The organism is Psychrobacter sp. H29, from assembly GCF_059073055.1.
In genome coordinates this window covers 295,004-311,269 of the sequence record NZ_JCACRY010000001.1, presented here as the reverse complement: position 1 = coordinate 311,269, position 16,266 = coordinate 295,004, and the positions used below count along the sequence as shown (strand labels likewise).

Annotated in this window: 14 protein-coding genes; 9 read left to right on the top strand and 5 right to left on the bottom strand. The window is 44.6% G+C overall.

What is annotated here, in order from left to right:
- Both AC5JP1_RS01230 and AC5JP1_RS01225 read right to left on the bottom strand, forming a co-directional pair.
- Nucleotides 1-2,031 (bottom strand): heme lyase CcmF/NrfE family subunit, encoded by a 2,031-nt coding sequence (locus tag AC5JP1_RS01230; protein WP_493842810.1) that lies wholly within the window; start codon nt 2,029-2,031, stop codon nt 1-3.
- A 367-nt stretch (nt 2,032-2,398) separates the two neighbouring features.
- Nucleotides 2,399-3,733 (bottom strand): DUF445 domain-containing protein, encoded by a 1,335-nt coding sequence (locus tag AC5JP1_RS01225; protein WP_319050646.1) that lies wholly within the window; start codon nt 3,731-3,733, stop codon nt 2,399-2,401.
- Between the two features lie 505 nt (nt 3,734-4,238).
- Here AC5JP1_RS01225 and mrdA point away from each other — a divergent pair.
- The 8 genes from mrdA to scpB all read left to right on the top strand — a co-directional run bounded on the left by mrdA (nt 4,239) and on the right by scpB (nt 12,474).
- A complete protein-coding gene (gene mrdA / locus AC5JP1_RS01220) occupies nt 4,239-6,227 on the top strand; it encodes a penicillin-binding protein 2 (protein ID WP_493842809.1) in 1,989 nt (662 codons plus the stop codon).
- 105 nt (nt 6,228-6,332) lie between these two features.
- A complete protein-coding gene (gene rsmD, locus AC5JP1_RS01215) occupies nt 6,333-7,034 on the top strand; it encodes a 16S rRNA (guanine(966)-N(2))-methyltransferase RsmD (protein ID WP_493842808.1) in 702 nt (233 codons plus the stop codon).
- A gap of 253 nt (nt 7,035-7,287) precedes the next feature.
- On the top strand, nt 7,288-7,716 hold the full coding sequence (gene rplM / locus AC5JP1_RS01210) for a 50S ribosomal protein L13 (protein WP_057761004.1): 429 nt from the start codon (nt 7,288-7,290) through the stop codon (nt 7,714-7,716).
- A gap of 10 nt (nt 7,717-7,726) precedes the next feature.
- The gene (gene rpsI / locus AC5JP1_RS01205; protein ID WP_021813618.1) at nt 7,727-8,113 is read left to right on the top strand and encodes a 30S ribosomal protein S9; all 387 of its coding nucleotides are present in this window, start codon (nt 7,727-7,729) and stop codon (nt 8,111-8,113) included.
- A 375-nt stretch (nt 8,114-8,488) separates the two neighbouring features.
- The gene (locus AC5JP1_RS01200) at nt 8,489-9,580 is read left to right on the top strand and encodes an LpxL/LpxP family acyltransferase (protein ID WP_493842807.1); all 1,092 of its coding nucleotides are present in this window, start codon (nt 8,489-8,491) and stop codon (nt 9,578-9,580) included.
- A gap of 132 nt (nt 9,581-9,712) precedes the next feature.
- On the top strand, nt 9,713-10,798 hold the full coding sequence (locus AC5JP1_RS01195) for a tryptophan--tRNA ligase (protein WP_493842806.1): 1,086 nt from the start codon (nt 9,713-9,715) through the stop codon (nt 10,796-10,798).
- A gap of 129 nt (nt 10,799-10,927) precedes the next feature.
- On the top strand, nt 10,928-11,800 hold the full coding sequence (locus AC5JP1_RS01190) for a segregation and condensation protein A (RefSeq protein WP_493844411.1): 873 nt from the start codon (nt 10,928-10,930) through the stop codon (nt 11,798-11,800).
- A gap of 62 nt (nt 11,801-11,862) precedes the next feature.
- Nucleotides 11,863-12,474, top strand: a complete 612-nt coding sequence (scpB, locus tag AC5JP1_RS01185) for an SMC-Scp complex subunit ScpB (RefSeq protein ID WP_493842805.1) — start codon at nt 11,863-11,865, stop codon at nt 12,472-12,474.
- Between the two features lie 139 nt (nt 12,475-12,613).
- On the opposite strand, the gene lolA is transcribed toward scpB, so the two are convergent.
- The 3 genes from lolA to rplU all read right to left on the bottom strand — a co-directional run bounded on the left by lolA (nt 12,614) and on the right by rplU (nt 14,458).
- On the bottom strand, nt 12,614-13,258 hold the full coding sequence (gene lolA, locus AC5JP1_RS01180; RefSeq protein ID WP_493844410.1) for an outer membrane lipoprotein periplasmic chaperone LolA: 645 nt from the start codon (nt 13,256-13,258) through the stop codon (nt 12,614-12,616).
- A 539-nt stretch (nt 13,259-13,797) separates the two neighbouring features.
- Nucleotides 13,798-14,055: a 50S ribosomal protein L27 gene (gene rpmA, locus AC5JP1_RS01175; protein WP_319050653.1), complete on the bottom strand. Its 258-nt coding sequence runs from the start codon at nt 14,053-14,055 to the stop codon at nt 13,798-13,800.
- A 91-nt stretch (nt 14,056-14,146) separates the two neighbouring features.
- Nucleotides 14,147-14,458, bottom strand: a complete 312-nt coding sequence (gene rplU / locus AC5JP1_RS01170; protein ID WP_057761012.1) for a 50S ribosomal protein L21 — start codon at nt 14,456-14,458, stop codon at nt 14,147-14,149.
- Between the two features lie 569 nt (nt 14,459-15,027).
- Between rplU and AC5JP1_RS01165 the strand changes: the two genes are divergently transcribed.
- Nucleotides 15,028-16,053, top strand: coding sequence for a polyprenyl synthetase family protein (locus AC5JP1_RS01165; protein WP_319050654.1), 1,026 nt, complete (start codon nt 15,028-15,030; stop codon nt 16,051-16,053).
- Nucleotides 16,054-16,266: the final 213 nt, after the last annotated feature.

The following is a 16,266-nucleotide window of genomic DNA, read 5'->3' as shown; positions in this document are numbered from 1 at the left end:
TCAATGATCCCCTGTCTTTATAACTGACGCATCCAAATCTGCAACCGTCGTAAACCCTGACTTTTTGGCAGCGATCTGTGCAGGTGTTCTGGTTTTTTTAATACGGTAACGATTGTCTAGCATACTGAGCAATCCACCGAACGCCATAATAAGCGCACCCAGCCATATCCAGCGTATGAGCGGTTTGACATAGATACGGAACGCCCACTCGTTGCTATCCTCAGCAATTGGCTCACCAAGTGCTACATACACATCGCGCATCAGGCTGGCATCAATTGCTGCCTCTGTCATCGGCATCATACTGATAATATAGTTGCGTTTTTCAGGGTATAACGTGGTCACTTCTTTACCGTCTTTACTTACCGCAACCTCAGCTTGAGTAGCATCAAAGTTACTGCCTTTTACTTCGCTAAACCCTTGTACCGTAAAATCATAGCCTTGGACATTGACACTATCGTTCGGTCCGAGCGCCACATCACGTTCAATACTGAGCGTAGTGGTAAATGCCACACCAATAACTGCAACGAGCACCCCAATATGAGCAGTTTGTTGACCCCAATAACTTAGGCGCAACTGACGCAGTCCACTTAGACGACTTGGTGCGTTTTTGGTCTTGTCTTTAAAGTCAACCACCATCCAGAACAGCACCCAAAAGCTAACTGCCAACGTAACACCAATATTTAGCATCGCTGATGGACTGGTGAAATAGGCAATGATCGCGGCCAACACCAGACTACTTACGGCGATAACCATACCAGCACCCAGTAGTGGGCGGCTGTCTTGTTTCCAGCGGATATTAGAGCCCATACCCATTGCCACTAACAGTAGCCAGGTTAATGGCACAAATAGCGCGTTGAAGTACGGAGGACCAACAGAAACCTGACCCAGATTAAATGAATCAGCGATTATGGGATACAACGTCCCTAGCAATACGACCAAGGTCGAAATCAAAATGATAACGTTGTTAATCACTAAGAAGGACTCGCGCGAAACCAGACGATACTGGCTCTCAACTGTCAGACGCCACCCACGTACCGCAAACATCAACAGACCACCACCAATAATCACCCCAAGAATGGCTAGAATCACCAAACCACGGGTCGGATCAGCGGCAAATGAATGCACTGAAGTGATGACACCTGAACGGACAAGGAATGTACCTAATAAACTGAGGGCAAAGGCGAAGATCGCTAGCATGATTGTCCATGCCTTGAATACGCCGCGCTTTTCAGTCACTGCAAGCGAGTGTAATAACGCCGTACCTGCCAGCCATGGCATTAGTGATGCGTTCTCCACAGGATCCCAGAACCACCAGCCACCCCAGCCAAGCTCATAATACGCCCACCATGAGCCAAGCGCGATACCAACCGTTAAGAAACCCCAAGCCGCCAGCGCCCACGGACGTGACCAACGTGTCCACACCGCGTCCAAGCGACCTTCCCACAGTGCTGCCATACAAAAAGCAAATGGCACAACCAAACCCACATAACCCATATAAAGCATCGGTGGATGAATGATTAGACCAAAATCTTGCAAAACAGGATTTAGATCCGCGCCATCGACGGGCAGATTGGGCAAGGTACGATCAAATGGTGATGAGGTGAAGATAAGCATCGCTAGCATCATCATCTGCACACCGGCCAATATGACAAGCACACGTGCACGCATCGTAAGAGGTAAACCGCGGCTAAAATAAGAAACCAGCGCACACCAGGTGGCCATAATGGTCATCCACAGTAGCAAAGACCCTTCATGACCGCCCCACGTCGCAGATAACTTATAGTACCAAGGCAACAACGTATTAGAGTGCTGCATGACGTAGACAAGACTAAAATCATTGTAATAAAAGCCTGCCATTAATGCTGCAAATGATGTGATCATGGCCGCAAATTGCGCCCATGCAAGACTTGGTGCTAGGCGCTGCCAAGCGACATGGTCACGCATAACGCCAATAGTTGGTAGTACCACCTGCAAAATCGCCAGTATAAAAGCGGCCAGCAAGGCAAAATAACCCAATTCTGTGATTAACATACGGTCTAACCTTGTTTACCTTGGATACAATTAAGGGTTCACCGATGGCATTGCTAGCCACTGGCAAACGCTAAATAGTCCTTTATGCGGTCATAGTTTACGGTCAAAAACTGAGGTTTTAGTGGCTATAGACGCACCTAAAACCCGCTACTATCATTGAGAGGTATCAACATGAATGGTTGATACAAAATGCTTATCTGTCACTGGTCTTATATTACTTTATTGATTCAAACTGTATTAGATATTGCGGTGTGTGACTATTTAAAAATACTTATTATCGTATTCTTGCTCGCAGTGCGCTCACGACAGAATAATGGCATCAAAATCATAGCGTCTAAATTACAGCATCGAAGTTATGGTATCAAAATCATGGCATCGAGGGGAAAAACACCAGCACCAGATGCAACCACCCTGCCAAGAATCCCGTCAGACCGCCCAATACAATCAAGGTCATCTCGTCTTCTCGAAAGGCAGGACGCAGTAGATTCTGAAACTCATTTGGCGTTAGCGCCCGTATTCTATCGCGAAACAGACCGAATATCTTACTGGCGCGACTTTCATTGAGCTCAGGATCACGCAGTGGTACCATCGTCGCCACAATTGATTTATCGATAATGGTGTTTTTGAGCTGCCCATAATCACGGCGACCCAACCCCACACGTAATGTCGTGCTGATTACGGGTGACTCTAGTACTGTATATAGATGTGACTTCATCAATTCACGAGTTTGCGCTGAACGATCACCATACATCATCTCATTCATGATGTTCTCAAGAGTGACCAAGTCTTTTACCACAATCTCAGCGAAAACTTCAGACACTTCCTCTTGGCGCTTCATAAAGCCGCCTTGCAAACGATACCTTGCGATATGCGGCATCACTGGCTTGATAAACGGGAAGCCGCTCTGTACCGTGAATAGCTTTAAGTAAGGTATAAAACGGGGCTCTACTGGATTGAATACCATCCAAATGGCAATCCAGTTGGTCAAAAATCCCCAAATCGCGGCAAAAAACGGTACGGTCCAATGCTGCGGCACCACCAAAAATATAAACATCTGAATAATACCAAACACCAAACCGATCAGTGCGCTGATATGCCAGATAAAATCGATCTCTTTTTGACCGACCCTTAGGAACATGTTAACCATCAGACGACGGTCGTTCTCCATCGTGTTAACGATCATCTTACGCATATCGACTAGATCTTCGACATGATAAGTCAAATCTGTCACCAGCGACTGCATGATACTGGGCAGCTCTTTGTGTGCTTGGGCATAGACACGGCGCTTTAGGGCGTAAGGCAGATTACCCCATAGGGCGGGCGAATGATCGAGCATAATCTCATCAATCAACGGCTCAAGATTTTTGTCCACCGTGTCAGTGACAAATAGCGCCATTTGCTCCGGTTCCATCGCCTTAAAAAATTCATCAAGCGAACCGAGTTTTGATAGCGTCTGATCAACAATGACGCCCGATATCTTGCCTGCTTTTCGCGGCACGATACCCTGCCAGCCGATACCTGGCAACCCAAAAAACGGGAAGTTAGGAATACGAATACCCCGAAACTTAATCGGGTAAAACAGCATCTTGAGTGCCATCCACACATGTACCCAAGTGACGAATGCCGTCACTGGTGGAATGGTCAGCATGGCAAAAAACTCTGGATGTTCAGCGATTGTCTGCCACAATGAATTTACGTCCATGACTTCTCTAGTCCCTGACAGGTTGATTGTCGTTGCTACTATTGTCGTTACTGATAACAAGTGATTAGCAAATTAGAACGTTTCAAAAGACGCTCTGCCCGTAACAATTGCGATAAAATAAATCGCCTGATTTTAGCATACTTGCCATTTATTAGCACATATAGACCCTCAGCAAGTTGTGACTAAAGATGACATCTTTTATACGGTATCTTTAGTAGCAAAGATATCACCATGGCCCATCGCTTATAGAACGTATGGTCAGAACAAAATGAGCAGCCAAATACTGCACCCTTTCATTTGTTCTGTTATAATTTGTAGTGAAACAACAAAGACTCCCTACGTAACAGTCGATCGTACCAATCGACGCCTCATAACTTTCTCTCGTACCACGCTATGTGATTGAAACCATTTGCATTATCCTTTAGACTCACCGCACTTTGGTTGACCAAGCCGCCCATTTATTCCTCTTTTACTGACTCACTGACCAATTGGGCTCTGATTTTCTATGAATAAACCGCTAACTCCCAATACTGAGCAGGTCAATAGCACCTTTACTAACCGTATTATTATCTTTGGGATTTTGATATTGATTGGTTTGGGCGGCTTGATAACGCGTTATGGTTATCTGCAAGTCTATGCTCATGATAAATACACCACGCAGGCTGATAACAATCGTATCAAGCTCATCTCTGCACCGCCTAGCCGTGGTTATATTTATGATCGTAATGGGATTATTTTGGCAGACAACCAACCCGTCTTTACTGCCATGTTAAGCCCCGATGAAGTCGACAATCCTGAGCGCACCTTGAGTTTGCTCGCGCCTATCTTTGACTTAACAGCAGAAGACATTACGGATATTCTGGCGCGTTTAAGCAAAAACAAAAACGATCCTGTCACCATCAAAATCGACTTAACGGAAGCGCAGCTGGCTCAGTTTAGCGAGCGCAAGCCTTTTTTTCGCGGGGTTTCTATTCAGAGTAAGCTGACACGCGACTACCCTTATGATGAGCTGTTTGCTCATGTTATCGGTTATGTTGGCCGTATCAATGATAAAGAATCTAAGCGTATAGACAAAGACCGCTATGCAGGTACTGACCTGATTGGCAAAATTGGCATCGAAGACTACTACGAAGATATTTTGCTCGGGCAACCAGGCTACCAGTCAGTAGAAACAGATGCTCATGGCAACATTTTGCGCCAATTGGACACCAAACCGCCAACCTCTGGTAATGATTTAACCCTGAGCTTGGACTATGGCTTACAGACCATCGCACAAAAGCAACTTGATGGTCGCCGCGGTGCAATTGTAGCGATAGATCCCAAAAACGGCGACGTACTGGCGTTTGTCAGTAACCCAAGCTACGACCCTAACCCGTTCATATCGGGCATCTCATTTAAAGACTACGACGCCCTGCGTGAGGATCTGGATCAGCCGCTATACAACCGCGCTCTACAAGGCACCTACCCACCCGGCTCTACTATCAAACCGTTCGAAGGTTTGGGCGGTATACATTATGGCTTGCGAGACTGGGACACTACTATTTATGACCCTGGTTACTTCAGCCTACCTGGCGACTCACATCGGTTCCGTGACTGGAAACGCGGGGGGCATGGTACGGTTGATTTAAAAAAATCTATCGCGATGTCAGTCGATACTTATTACTACAAGCTAGCATATGAGATGGGTATCCAGCGCTTGCACGACTGGATGGTACGTTTTGGTTTTGGTCAAGACACCGGTATCGACCTTCCTAATGAAAAGTCAGGCATCATGCCCTCACCAAAATGGAAGCAAGACACTTATGATAAGAACTGGCTACCAGGTGAGACGATCTCTGTCAGTATTGGCCAAGGCTATTTCTTAGCCACACCGCTACAGATTGCTAACGCTACTGCCATGACCGCCAGTAAAGGGCAACATATCACCCCGCACTTACTAAAAAGCAGCGATGGTGCCGCAAAGGTAAAAATAATCACCAAACCAGATGGCAAAATTGATTATAACGGTAAGCCTTCTGACTGGTTACGTATGCACGATGCCATGGAGAGTGTGATAGAAGACGGAACAGGACGCGGTATCTACACCCCGCGCTACCGTATCGCTGGCAAAACAGGTACCGCGCAGGTAAAGTCTATCGCTCAGGGCAAACGCTATGATAAGTCTGCGATAGATAAGCGCCACTGGGATCATGCTTGGTTTAATGGCTTTGCGCCAGTAGAAGATCCACAAATTGCGCTTGCCGTGCTGGTCGAAAATGGTGGCGGTGGTAGTACTACAGCCGCTCCTATTGGCCGTGCGTTATTTGACTATTGGATGGTACAACGTAAAACTGATCCTGTACTACCGCCGTCACCCGATGAGCTAAAAGTCATCAAGCGACAAAAGGCATTTGAAAAAGCATTGCAAGACGCACTGCGTGAAAAAGAAGCAAAAGCTCTAGAAGCGCAGGAAGCGGAGGCAGAAATACAGGCAGCAGTGGCAACCTCTGAATAGTAGTATTTGACAGTTATTGCTAAAAAACTATTACTGAGTAAATACTGCTAGGTACACCAATCTACATAAAACGCTTAAGCAAAACAGAGTATACGAGACCCCATAATGAAAAAACCCGCAAACGGACGCGTATCAAAAAAAACCCATAAGGCAAAAAGTGCAGCGGCAGGCGATGTACGTATCATTGGTGGACAGTTTAAGCGCCGTATTGTGAGCTTTATCGATGCAGAGGGGTTACGCCCAACGCCTGATCGCTTGCGTGAGACTCTGTTTAACTGGTTACTGGCTGATATTCATGGTGCACGGGTGCTCGACAGCTGCGCGGGCAGCGGCGTGTTAGGGTTTGAAGCCTTATCTCGCGGCGCGGCGCACGCTACTTTTATCGAAGTGAATAGCGCCCAGAGCAATATGCTACGTCAGAGTGCCGAGCAGCTGCGTCTTGATGCCGCCACTTATAGCGTCATCACGGGCACGGCTGAGCAAGTACTGGGTCAAGCCCAACTGAAGCAAGACCGACCGGCTCAGCGACCTTTCGATATTGTATTCATCGATCCACCGTATGCTCAAGATCTGTGGCAGCCTATTTTGACCACGCTCATTACAAATGATTTGGTCGATACAAAGACGCTTATTTATTTAGAGGCAGATAAGGATTTAAGCGCTCAGCTTAAGCAGTTAGAAGAGACACTTAGTGAAAACCCAGATATTCATTTATCTAATACTCAGCAAATAATAAGCTTTGATTGTTTGAAACAAACCAAAGTCGGTCAAGTTGTTGCTGGACTTTATCAGCTGTCATTGTCATAATTGTACGGTAATTGCTAAGCGCATCATTAGCGATTATTTGTTAAGTACCTTTAGCAAAATCAATCAATACCTGTAAAAAATGTTTAAAACCGCTTAAAAACTGGCCTAACGCTGCAGTTTAATGTATAAAGGCGAAAATAAACCCCAATGCAGCTTGCAAGCGTAGGCGCTACTGCTTATAATGTGCAGTCTGTTTTTTGAGAGCCCCGTTCCCAGCTAAACTCTCAACGAATTCTAATTTTAAGGTTTTATCATGAAAACACTTAGTGCAAAACCAGCTGAAGTGACCCATGACTGGTATGTCGTAGATGCTGACGGCAAAACCCTTGGTCGCTTAGCCACTCAAATCGCAACTCGCTTACGTGGCAAGCACAAGCCTTCTTTTACTCCGCACGTTGATACTGGTGACTTTATTGTTGTCATCAATGCTGACAAAATCACGGTAACGGGTAAAAAAGCACAAGACAAAAAGTACTATCGTCACAGTGGCTACCCAGGTGGTATCAAAGAAACCAACTTCAATAAGTTGCTTGCACATAAGCCTGAAGATGTTCTACATAAAGCAGTTAAGGGTATGCTTCCAAAGGGCCCTCTTGGCTATGCAATGATCAAGAAGCTGAAGCTATATGCGGGTACTGATCATCCACATACTGCACAGCAACCTAAAGAACTAGACATCTAAGGATATACTTATGGAACGCAATTACGGAACTGGTCGCCGCAAGACGTCTACTGCTCGTGTCTTTTTATCAAAAGGTACTGGTAGTATCGTTGTTAACGGTAAGCCACTAGACGAATACTTCAGCCGTGAAACTTCACGCATGGTTGTTCGCCAGCCATTAGAACTACTAGACTCAGCTAATGCATATGACTTGTATGTCACTGTTGCAGGCGGCGGTATTAGTGGTCAAGCTGGCGCAATCCGCCACGGCATCACACGTGCATTGATCGAAGCTGACGAAACTTTGAAGCCTGCCCTAAAAGCAGCTGGTTTTGTTACTCGTGATTCACGTCAAGTTGAACGTAAGAAACTTGGTCTACGTAAAGCACGTAAACGTCCACAGTTCTCAAAACGTTAATCAAAACACTCTCTTATATTTTTGCTGCTATTGTCTTTTTCTCGGAGCGATAGTAGCAATACCAAATAAGGGAATAGTTTTGCAAAACCTTATAAGCTGTTTACAGCTTATAAGGTTTTTTTATGTCTGTTGAAGGCGTACTACTCATGTGGCTATTTCTATATAACGGCTTTCACTGTACGACTCTCCCTATAGCGACACTTATTATCACTATTTCTCTTTGAGATTTCTTCATAGAAAAGTAATGCATATCGATACTGCATAGTAGACACCTTCTAAAAATTCTAACTTGCAAAGCGTTTGACGCTACCCCATCATATCAATAACTTTTTATCATTAGCCGCGATGTCATAGACAGTGCTGTAGAAGGATATTATGAAAGCGCCTGAACAATACGACCCCAGTAAACCCTCTAGTAATAGCAGCGTACCGTCACCAAGTATGCAGCAGTCGAACAAGTCGCCTAACATACCTGCTGGTACCCCAACGATTACGCAGAATCATAAGCGTACGGCGCAAGCAGATAAAAAGCCATTTCAGTGGCAGTTTTTAGCACCAAAATACTGGGGCATCTGGTTGTTATTCTTGATTATGTTGCCAATGATGTATCTACCGCTACGTTGGCAGTTTTGGCTCGGACGTCAGCTTGGTCGTTTGATTTATAATGCTGCGGGCTCACGCCGGCGTGACACCCTAATCAATCTCAAACTGGCATTCCCTGAAAAACCAGAAGCTGAACGCGAATTGATGGCCAAGCAAGTTTTTGTCAATCAAGGCATTGGTGTATTTGAAACCTTGTGCGCTTGGTTTCGCCCCGATGTGTTTACTAGGACGGTATCTATCTCAGGACTACAGCATTTGGTCAATGCTCAAAACGAGCAGCGGCCAGTCATCTTATTAGGTGCACATTACACCATGCTCGATTTGGGTGGTTTGCTGAGCGCGCAGTTTTTCCCTGTAGACTGTATGTACCGTACGCAAAACAATCCTTTATTAGACTGGTTTATTTATAATGGTCGTACCAATATATTTGGTAAGCAAATCTCTAGCCGAGATATGCGCAGCTTGGTCACGTCAATCAAAGCAGGACACGTTATTTGGTATTCCCCTGATCAAGACTATGGTCTCAAGCAAGGTGTCATGGCACCATTTTTTGGCGTGCCAGCAGCGACGATTACGGCGTCACGCCGTATGGCAAAAATGGGTAACAAAGCCAAGCCACCTGCGGTTATGGCGCTGCACACCTACCGACAAACGCCAGACAGTCTGCCGCGTGGTAAGCGTCCACATTATCATCTGACTATCACCCCAGAGTTGGACAACTACCCAAGTCATGATGAGGTCGCTGACGCCACTCGAGTCAACGAAACTTTAGAGAGCCTCATTCGTATCGATCCTACCCAGTGGATGTGGTTTCATCGCCGTTTTAAACATGGGCCGAATGGTCGTACAGACATCTACAAGTAGACTTAGTATTTAGTAGACTTAATAGTTGAATGCTCAACAGACCCCAATAAATTTGCTATACTTTGCGGCTAATATTTTGCTTCTTTGACCCTATATTTATAATAACTTGATAAACAAAACAATGGATTTTTCATGAGTAATAACAGCACCTCTGGCAGCCAAGCTTCTGACAATTCAACTGAAAAAAAACGCATCCTAACTGGGATTAAACCGACTGGCATTCCACATTTAGGCAATTACGTTGGTGCGATTCGCCCCGCAATTGAATCCATCCAAAATAGTGATCACGAAGCGTTTTTCTTTTTGGCAGACTATCACGGTATTATTGGTTGCTACGACCCTGCTATCATCCATGAGTCAACTAGAGCGATTGCGGCCACTTGGATTGCCTGTGGTCTCGATCCTGAGCGTGTTACGTTCTATCGTCAGTCAGACGTGCCTGAAATTCCAGAACTTGCTTGGATTTTGAACTGCTCATGTGCCAAAGGTTTGATGAACCGCGCCCATGCCTACAAAGCAGCCGTTGATATCAATACAGAAAAAGCCGATGTCGATCCTGATCAAGGTGTCACCATGGGTCTATTCGGTTATCCCGTGCTAATGGCGGCTGATATCTTGATGTTTAATGCGACCCATGTGCCTGTCGGTCGTGACCAGGTTCAGCATATCGAGATGGCGCGTGATATCGCAGGTACTTTTAATCATCGTTACAAAACACTCTTTACGCTACCGACAGCGGTTGTAGACAATGATATACCACTACTCACTGGCTTAGATGGTCGTAAGATGAGTAAAAGTTACAACAACACTATCCCCTTGTTTGGTGAGTCAAACCCGCAGGTCAGCTCCGAGAAACAAATGCACAAAGCCATCATGAAAATTGTGACCAACTCACAGCTACCTGATGAGCCAAAAGACCCTGATGACTCTGCTCTGTTTGAGATTTATAAAGCATTTGCCACTCCTGAAGAAGTTACTGACATGCGTGCACAATATGCAGCCGGTATTGGCTGGGGCGATGCCAAGCAAGCGCTATTTGACAAGATTAATGATGAGATTGCGCCTTTCCGCGCGCGTTACGAAGAGCTCATGGCCAATCCAAAAGAGCTAGAAGAAATCTTGCAGATGGGAGCAGATAAAGCCCGTCGTCATAGCCGTAAGCAATTAGACAAGACTCGTCGCGCTATTGGTATCCGACCGCTTGCCAAACTCAAGTAGTCGTTTGATTGTCGCCATTTATCACTACTAGAGCGGATACCAAACGTGCAGACTAAGCCAAACACCAAACAAGCGGCTTTATCAAAAGCCGCTTTGTTCTCACCAGTGGATAAAATATCTACCAATAAAATATCTCAGTCTATATATAGTCAAAGTGACTATGCTGAATCAGTCAGTCATGATACTGCTCTACGTATCTATCAGACCCCAATACAGCATCTACCAGACGATCTTTATGTCCCGCCACAAGCCTTTGCGATTTGGCTAGAGCAATTTGCAGGTCCTTTAGATTTTCTGTTGTACTTGGTCAAAAAAAACAACGTCGATTTGACCCAAATGCCAATATTACCAATCACTGAGCAGTACCTTGCGTATATCAGTGAGTTGGATACTGAGCACTTTGAATTGGCAGGTGATTATCTCCTGATGGCCTCCACGCTTATTGCCATAAAGACAGAATTGCTCCTACCGACGCCTGATACGCCTACTGATGAACGCGACCCAAAAGCCGAACTGATTGAGCGTCTTGAGGAATATGCGCAAATTAAAGTAGCCAGTCAGCGCTTAGATGGTCTGGTACGTTTAGAGCGCGATGTGTTTTTGGCGATGGTCAGCATGCCTGGTCAAGAGGTTATGAACGCTGAACTACCCAGCTACTCGCCAACATTATTGATTGAGAGCTTATTTAAGATGCAGCTGCAGCCAGACTATCACATGCATACTATCAAAGTTGACGCCGTACCACTCTCTGACCGTATTGCCAGTATCAGCAGGCAACTGAGCACTGATGGTGCGCGCTCCTTTTATGAGCTATTAGACAAATCACAGGGCAAGATAGGTGTTGTCGTCAGCTTTGTCGCTGTGCTTGAGCTGATCAAGCGGCAGTTGGTTGGCGTGATTAGCTCTGAGTTAGATGATGAGGTGATAGCATCTGCTACCCATACTGCTGGTCAGCGGCATACAGATGAGTCCACAACACTAACATTGCAGTGGCTGGCCTAATACGCGTTAAAGCTATTTACGAGCATTGTTTATCAAAAAATTGAAATAAGAGCGCATTTTAAATGGTAGATATTGACGAATCAAAGCCACATGATAAAACAGAACTTACAAGCACTGCTGCTTCTGCCTCTATCGAAGCAAATTATGCTCATCTTGAGGAAACGAGTAAACACATCGAGGTACTATTGCATGCTTCAGAAGCGCCGTTAACAGCTCATGCGCTAAAGAAGCATTTGTCGTTATCCACGAAAGAGCTAAAACAAACCCTAGACGTATTACAACAACGTCTAGACACAGGTGTGCTCAAACTACACGAAACAGCTAGTGGCTATCGCTTACAGATAGGTGATGATTACAGTCGTTTGATTCAGCGCGTCTTTCCGCAGCGTCAAGAACGCCTAAGCCAGGCACTGCTTGAGACATTAAGCGTCATTGCTTATAAGCAACCAGTAACGCGCAGTGATATCGAGCAAGTACGCGGTGTGACGCTATCAAGTAATATACTGCGGCAACTGTTCGATAAAGGATGGATTATCGAGAAAGGCTATAAAGATACTTTGGGACGTCCCGCACTGCTTCATACTACTGCGCAATTCTTAGATGCGTTTGGGCTGAGTCATCTAGATGAGCTACCACCGATGCCAGATATAGATACCATACGAGCCATGTCTTAATTTTTCTGTTAGACAACTCAAACTATTCTCATAAAAAAGGACAGCCCCCGTAGGATCTGTCCTTTTTATTAGATGTTTAATCTTATACTGAGGTGAAACCTATTGAGCCTCTCACCTGCCAGTATTTATTAATTAGCCTTTATTGATTAATAACATCAACGCCTTTTGGCGGGTTGAATTTAAACTGGCTGCTACCGATGCTAGGGTTCATTTTGATACCACTGAACTTGATAGAAGTCGTTTGACCCAAAGTATCGTTTAGTACCATCATGACAGGTTTACCACCACTAAAGCTCATTGATAGGCTCTTAAAGCTAGCGCTGTCTGATTTTGGATACAGCACATAGTAGTTTTTGTTGCTGTATGGCTGAGTGATCTTGAAGTTCTGATCAATCTTGCTTGGATCACCTGATAGTAAAAGTGCTGGCGTATTGCCTACTTGGCTGTCGACATTTTGCTTAGTCGCTTGTTCTAGATCTTTGTCATAGATCCACATAGAGTTACCGTTGGCCACGATCAGCTGCTCTGATGGTGACTTGGTCTCCCAGCGGAAATTATTGGGACGCTGGACACTCATAGAGCCTGTAAACGTACCGCTGCTAGCCCCTTTCGTTGTTTGGCTAAAATTCGCAGTCATACTTTTGGTATTGGTCAATAACTTATTCAAGCGTTTGGCTGCCGTCATATTGTCAGCAGGTGCCGCTGTAGCAGACTGAGTCAATGCCATCATTGGCGCTGCGATACCAAGTGAGGTCATCAACACCCCTGCCAAAGCCCCACTCATTACTTTTTGTTTGGTCGTTTGTTTCGTAGATACAGTCATCATAAATCCTCTCTAAAAAAGCACAGTTGCTTTAAAAATAGTTGTTCTAAAAATAATCGCTTTAAAAATATTTACTTAAAATAAAACAGTTTATTGAAGTTGTTATTTTCTAAAAATGCTTATGTTTGCCAGTATCGAACTGGTATCAATCAGCAATGGCAACAGTGTGCCACTTTTTTTATTACGCGCCTAGTCGTGATTTGCAATCATTACTACGCCTGCCATACACGCTTGTAACCAATACAGTTACACAGTGAGATATGTCTTTATCGTCATTAGCTATGAGTATTATTTTGAAAAAATAGCTCAGATACAGTTTCAGACCATTGAGACGGTTTGATGATAGATAGTTCGTGAAGACTCAACTCTTGAGTATATAGTTTCTGTATCGATTGATAGGACTCTACAAACGCAAAAAGCCCCTACTACCATTAGGCAGTAAGGGCTTTTTTAATTATCTGATCATTCTATTCAAAGAACAAAATGACCTACATAGATAATTATGCGTTTTCAACCGTAACATAACGACGGTTAAATTTACCTTTGGTCTCAAACTTTACAACACCGTCATTTAGTGCAAATAAAGTATGATCACGACCCATGCCAACGCCTTCGCCTGCGTGGAATTCTGTACCACGTTGACGAACGATGATGTTACCAGCTACGATAGCTTGGCCACCAAAGATTTTTACGCCTAGCATTTTTGGGTTTGAATCACGACCGTTACGGCTCGAACCGGCAGCTTTTTTATGTGCCATGAGAAAATCTCCTTGTTAATGTGACTTATCGCTTATGCGACAACTCTTAAGCATTTAGTGCGCTATTTAGCAATGTTTGCTAAATGGGTAATTAGGCATTAATGGCTTTGATTTTTAACAAGGTGTACCATTGGCGGTGACCTTGCTCTTTGTGGTAATGCTTACGGCGGTTGTGCTTGATGATACGGATTTTTTCGCCGCGACCATGCTCAACAACTTCAACTTCTACGCTAGCGCCATCAACAACAGGCTGACCGATTTTGACGTTATCGCCGTCAACAACCATCAACACGTCTTCAAATTTGATTGTTTCGCCTTTTTCTGCTTTTAGCAATTCAACTTTAAGCAATTCATCGACGACTACACGGTGCTGTTTACCACCAGTTTTAATTACTGCGTACATTGTATGACTCCGTTTAACCCGTGTGCCGTGGCTGATGTTATACCAACGCTTTTACGACGAACACGACAGGGAAAAATTAAAGGCAAGATTCTACGGCTTTTTGCTCATAAAAGCAAGCCGCGCCTCTTGTTTTTGTAAGGTGATTACACTAAATCACCATCGCTTATGTGACGACAAGTTCTATAAATGATTAGAACGCCGTAGATGACCATTCTAATCAGACTCTAGAAGTCATCATTTCGATCGATGGTTTGAGCCTAACGGGAGCTATTATAACTTATACAATCAGTTACTTACAGTCCTTTATCAAGCCATTATGTGACTACAGCATCATTTAATAAGTGAACCACTGTATGATCCAAGTATGCGATACCTTTTATCAATTACAAGCTACTCTTTATATACAGTAATGCGTTTGTAGCGTAATGCCGACCTCTTCTGTCATCTACTTTAACCCACAATTTTCGCAGACAGCTATGCTATTATAAGCCAAACGATACCTTACCCATGGATGGACGACATCAAGGTTATAAAAACTCTCTTTATTCTTATTAATATGACTATTTATTATGACTATTACCTCTACAGATAATACCCTACCCACTGCTCAAGCAACGCCTAGCTATGCTGATATCCAACGTATCGTCGCCAATGATTTTGAGGTGATGGATAAGCAGGTATTCGGTAGTCTAAATTCAAAAGTACAGCTAGTGATGAGTGTCTCGCAACACGTGATCAATGCTGGCGGCAAGCGTATGCGCCCGTTGATTACGCTTTTATGTGCTCGTATGTTTGATGATAACCCCTCAGAAAAAGCCATGCACTTAGCGGCCATTACTGAGATGCTGCATACGGCAACTTTAGTCCATGATGACGTGATCGATGAGTCAGGACAACGCCGCGGCAAACCAACTGCAAATGCCACTTGGGATAATGCCACTGCGGTGTTGGTCGGTGATTATTTGATTGCACGCGCTTTCAATCTTTTGGTCGGTTTTCAGAGCTTGCCCCTATTGCAGATATTTTCAGATGGGACTTGTGATATTGCCGAGGGTGAGGTATTACAGCTACAGCATCAGCACAACCCTGCGGCGACAGAAGAGGATTACTTACGAATCATCGATGGTAAAACCTCACGGCTGTTTATGATGGCGACCCAAGGCGCTGCTATTTTGCAAGACAAAACCGAATATATGACCGCATTGGGCGCATTTGGACAACATTTTGGTAATGCGTTCCAAATTATTGATGATGTGCTGGACTATAGTGGCGACAGTGACGTAATGGGTAAAAACTTGGGCGATGACCTTGCAGAAGGCAAGCCTACTCTACCCACTATCAAAGCACTTGAGCTGCTAAAAGACAGTGATACCGAAGGCTACGAGCAGCTTCGTATCGCTGTACAGACTGGCAAAACACCAAACGCCGAGCAGCTTATTGAGTTAGTAAGACAATCAGGCTCATTAGATTATTGTAAGCAGCGTGCTTTAGAAGAGACTAGACTCGCCCAACAAGCGCTTAGCACGTTACCTGACAACCAGTATCGTCAAGGACTGTATCAATTGACTGAGCTTGCTAGCGCACGACTAGTATAATCAAATCTGAGTCGTCTTTACTTTCAGCCAACTAAAAAGACCAGCCAGTTAAAACAGCCAGCTGATAAAGACGACTCTTCTCTTAACGCTTTAGCCGCTTTCTTTAACAGTCGGTTAACGTAACGCCGATAATTCAAAACGACTCTCTCAAAAGTTACCCTCTCAAAAACGACGGTATCAGCCAAATCGTTACCTTTCTTTAAGTTTCATAAC